The sequence below is a fragment of the Methylobacterium sp. genome (assembly GCF_019750675.1).
Taxonomy (GTDB): domain Bacteria; phylum Pseudomonadota; class Alphaproteobacteria; order Rhizobiales; family Beijerinckiaceae; genus Methylobacterium.
The window spans coordinates 1-3,402 of the sequence record NZ_JAIEOF010000001.1; the positions used below are offsets into that span (position 1 = coordinate 1).

General features: G+C 69.9%; 3 protein-coding genes. All 3 read left to right on the forward strand.

Going from position 1 to position 3,402, the window contains the following annotated elements; all coding sequences use genetic code 11:
- Positions 1-48 precede the first annotated feature (48 nt).
- Positions 49-681, forward strand: coding sequence for a 2OG-Fe(II) oxygenase (locus K2X24_RS00005; protein WP_238276960.1), 633 nt, complete (start codon positions 49-51; stop codon positions 679-681).
- A gap of 133 nt (positions 682-814) precedes the next feature.
- Complete coding sequence (locus K2X24_RS00010; RefSeq protein ID WP_292493486.1) at positions 815-2,341, forward strand: DUF1800 domain-containing protein; 1,527 nt, start codon at positions 815-817, stop codon at positions 2,339-2,341.
- Between the two features lie 12 nt (positions 2,342-2,353).
- Positions 2,354-3,402: DUF1501 domain-containing protein (locus K2X24_RS00015; protein WP_292493487.1), on the forward strand; the 1,049-nt coding region annotated here is incomplete at its 3' end.

Here is a 3,402-nt window from a genome sequence, read left to right on the forward strand (position 1 = left end):
GACCCCAGGCTGAGGGCCCGGTCCGCCCGAACGGACGAACGTCGAGCCATGACGGGACTGTCGATCCTCAACCTTGATGCCGTGCGCGCTGCCCCCGTGTCGCGCGAGCCCTACAGCTTCTTTCTCGGCAACGACGTTCTCAAGCCCGAGGCCGTCGACGAGATCCGTCAGGACTTCCCCGCGATCGCCAAGCCCGGGTACCTCACGGTCGACGAGGTGGCGCTGAAGGGCCGCTTCAAGGCGCTGATCGACGAGCTGGAGAGCGACGAGTTCTCGCGCATCATGGGCGAGAAGTTCGGGATCGATCTCGTCTCCTGCCCGCGCCTGACCACCATCATGAAGAAGAGCCAGCCGAAATACGGCTCGATCCACACCGATGGCCCGTCCAAGGTGATGACGATGCTGATCTACATGAACGATGCCTGGGACGCGCCGGCCGCCGGGCGCCTGCGGGTGCTCTACGACGGCAAGAACTACGAGCCCTTCGCGGTCGAGGTGCCCCCCACCATGGGCACGATGTTCGCCTTCCTGAGGGCCGACAATTCCTGGCACGGCCACGAGCCGTTCGAGGGCGAGCGCCGGGTGGTGCAGGTCGCCTGGGTCAAGGACGCCAACGAACTGGAGCGCAAGAAGAAGCGCAACCGCACCGCCCAGTTCCTGAAGGGCATCTTCGGCCGGTAGGGGCGGAGCACGCGAGGCGGCTCCGGCCGCCTCGGACATCTGGTTTCCGGCGGGTTTCCCGGCTCGGCTTCACCATGCCTCCGCCACGTTTCCGTGGCCGAAACGTCCGCCTGGAGAGCCTCGAGGGTGGTCCATGGTGAAGTCCGGCCGCAGGGCGATTTTCGGGTCCGCGTCGATCTGGCTCGTGCTGGCGACGGCGCCGTTGACCGCCGCGCCCGCGCCGCCGGGCCCCTCGGATCTGGCGCTCCTCGACGCACTCACCTGGGGCGCTTCGCCGACGAGCTTTTCCGCGCTGCGGGCACAGGGACGTGAGGCGTGGCTGTCGGCGCAGCTTCACCCGGCCGCGACGATGGCGCTGCCGCCCGGCGCGCAATCCCAGATCGAAGACGCGCAACCGAAGGGCCCGCTGATCGAGCGGGTCGCCGCCCTGGATGCGCAGGCCAAGGCCGCGAACGCGCTCACCGACCCGGATGCGAAGAAGACCGCGCAGGCCGCCTATCAGGGCGCCCTGAACGACGCCTTGCGGCAGTCGGTGGCGGCCACGATCCTGCGGGCGCTCTACGCGCCGGATCAGGTTCGCGAGCGGATGACCTGGTTCTGGTTCAACCGCTTCAACGTGCACCAGGGCAAGGCCAACCTGCGCGCCCTCGTCGGCGACTATGTCGACACCGCCATCCGGCCCCACGCCCTCGGGCGGTTCCGCGACCTGCTCGGCGCGAGCCTCGAGCATCCGGCGATGCTGCGCTACCTCGACAACGCCGAGAACGCCGCCGGCCGGATCAACGAGAACTACGCCCGCGAGCTGATGGAGCTGCACACCCTCGGCGTCGGGGGCGGGTACAGCCAGCACGACGTCGAGGAACTCGCCCGAATCCTCACGGGAGCCGGCATCGACGCGCGGCCCGAGAACCCGAAAGTCAGGCCTGAGCTTCAGGACAGGATCGTCCGCCGGGGCCTCTTCCTCTTCAATCCGGCCCGGCACGACGACGGCGACAAGGTGCTGCTCGGCCACACCATCCGGGGGCGGGGCTTCGACGAGATCGGCGAGGCCTTGGACATCCTGAGCCGGCATCCCGCCACCGCCCGCAACGTCACCCGGGCGATGGCCGGCTACCTGATGGGGCGGCCGCCCTCCGACGCCCTGGTCGCGCGTCTGGCCGAGATCTACGAGCGCCGGGACGGCGACATCGCGGCGATCCTCGACGCCCTGGTCCATGCACCCGAATTCGCGGAGGCCGCCGGAAAGGGCTTCAAGGACCCCGTGCGGTACGTCTTCTCGGCCCTGCGCCTCGCCTATGACGACCGCGTCATCCGCAACACGGCGCCCGTGCAGGGCTGGCTGAACCGCCTTGGCGAGGGCCTGTTCAACCGCTCGACGCCGGACGGCTACCCACTCGACGCGGGGGCCTGGAACGGCCCCGGCCAGCTCACGACGCGCTTCGAGATCGCCCGGCAGATCGGCTCGGGGCCGTCCGGCCTGTTCAAGCCGGCCTTGCCCGACGCGGTCGAGGAGCCCGCCTTCCCGCTCCTGCAGAACGCCCTCTACTTCGGACCGCTCGCCGGCACCCTGACGGCGCAGACGAAGCTGGCCCTGAGCCGCGCGGTCTCGCCCCAGGATTGGAACACCCTGTTCCTGTCGTCCCCCGAATTCATGCAGTGAGGCACCGGCGCGATGAACAGACGCGACCTCCTTCGCGCCGCCGCCACCCTCGGCGCCAGCACCGTCGCCGGCCGGGTCTGGGCCGCGCCGAAGGCCGATGCACGGCTCCTCGTCGTATTCCTGCGCGGGGCGTACGATGCGGCCAACGTGGTGATCCCCACCGGTAGCGACTTCTACTACCGCGCCCGCCCGACCCTCGCGGTCGCTCGGCCGGACTTGGCCAATCCGGCCGCCGCTCTGGCCCTCGATGCCGATTGGAGCCTGCATCCGGCCCTGCGCGACACCATCCTGCCGCTCTTTGCCAAGGGCGAGGCGGCCTTCGTGCCCTTCGCCGGCACGAACGATCTCACCCGCAGCCATTTCGAGACGCAGGATACCATCGAACTCGGGCAGACCGTCGGCGAATCGCGCAACTACCAGTCCGGCTTCATGGCGCGGCTTGCCGCCGAATTGACCCGCGTGCGCCCCGTCGCCTTCACCGAGCAGTCGCCCCTGGTCTTCCGGGGGCCGGAGCCCGTGCCCAACGTCGCCATCAACGGGCTCGGCAAGCCCGGAATCGACGAGCGTCAGGCCGACCTCATCCGGGCGATGTATGCGGGCGGGCCCCTGGCGGGTGCGGTGAACGAGGGTTTCCGGGTTCGCGACGAGGTCTACCGGACGATCTCGGACCATCAGGCCCAGGCCGATCGCGGCGCCGTCTCGCCCAAAGGCTTCGCGTTGGCCGCCCGCCGGATCGGACGCCTGATGCGCGATCAGTTCAACCTCGGCTTCGTGGATGTCGGCGGCTGGGACACGCACGTGAACCAGGGCGGCGCCACCGGATACCTGGCCGACCGCCTCGGCGAACTCGGGCGCGGCATCGCGGGCTTCGTGCAGGAGATCGGTACGGGCTGGAACGACACGGTCGTGGTGGTGGTCTCGGAGTTCGGCCGCACCTTCCGCGAGAACGGCAATCGCGGCACCGATCACGGCCACGGCAGCGCCTACTGGGTGCTCGGCGGCGGCGTGCGGGGCGGCCGCATCGCGGGTCCGCAGGTGCGGGCCGACGAGGCGCACCTGTT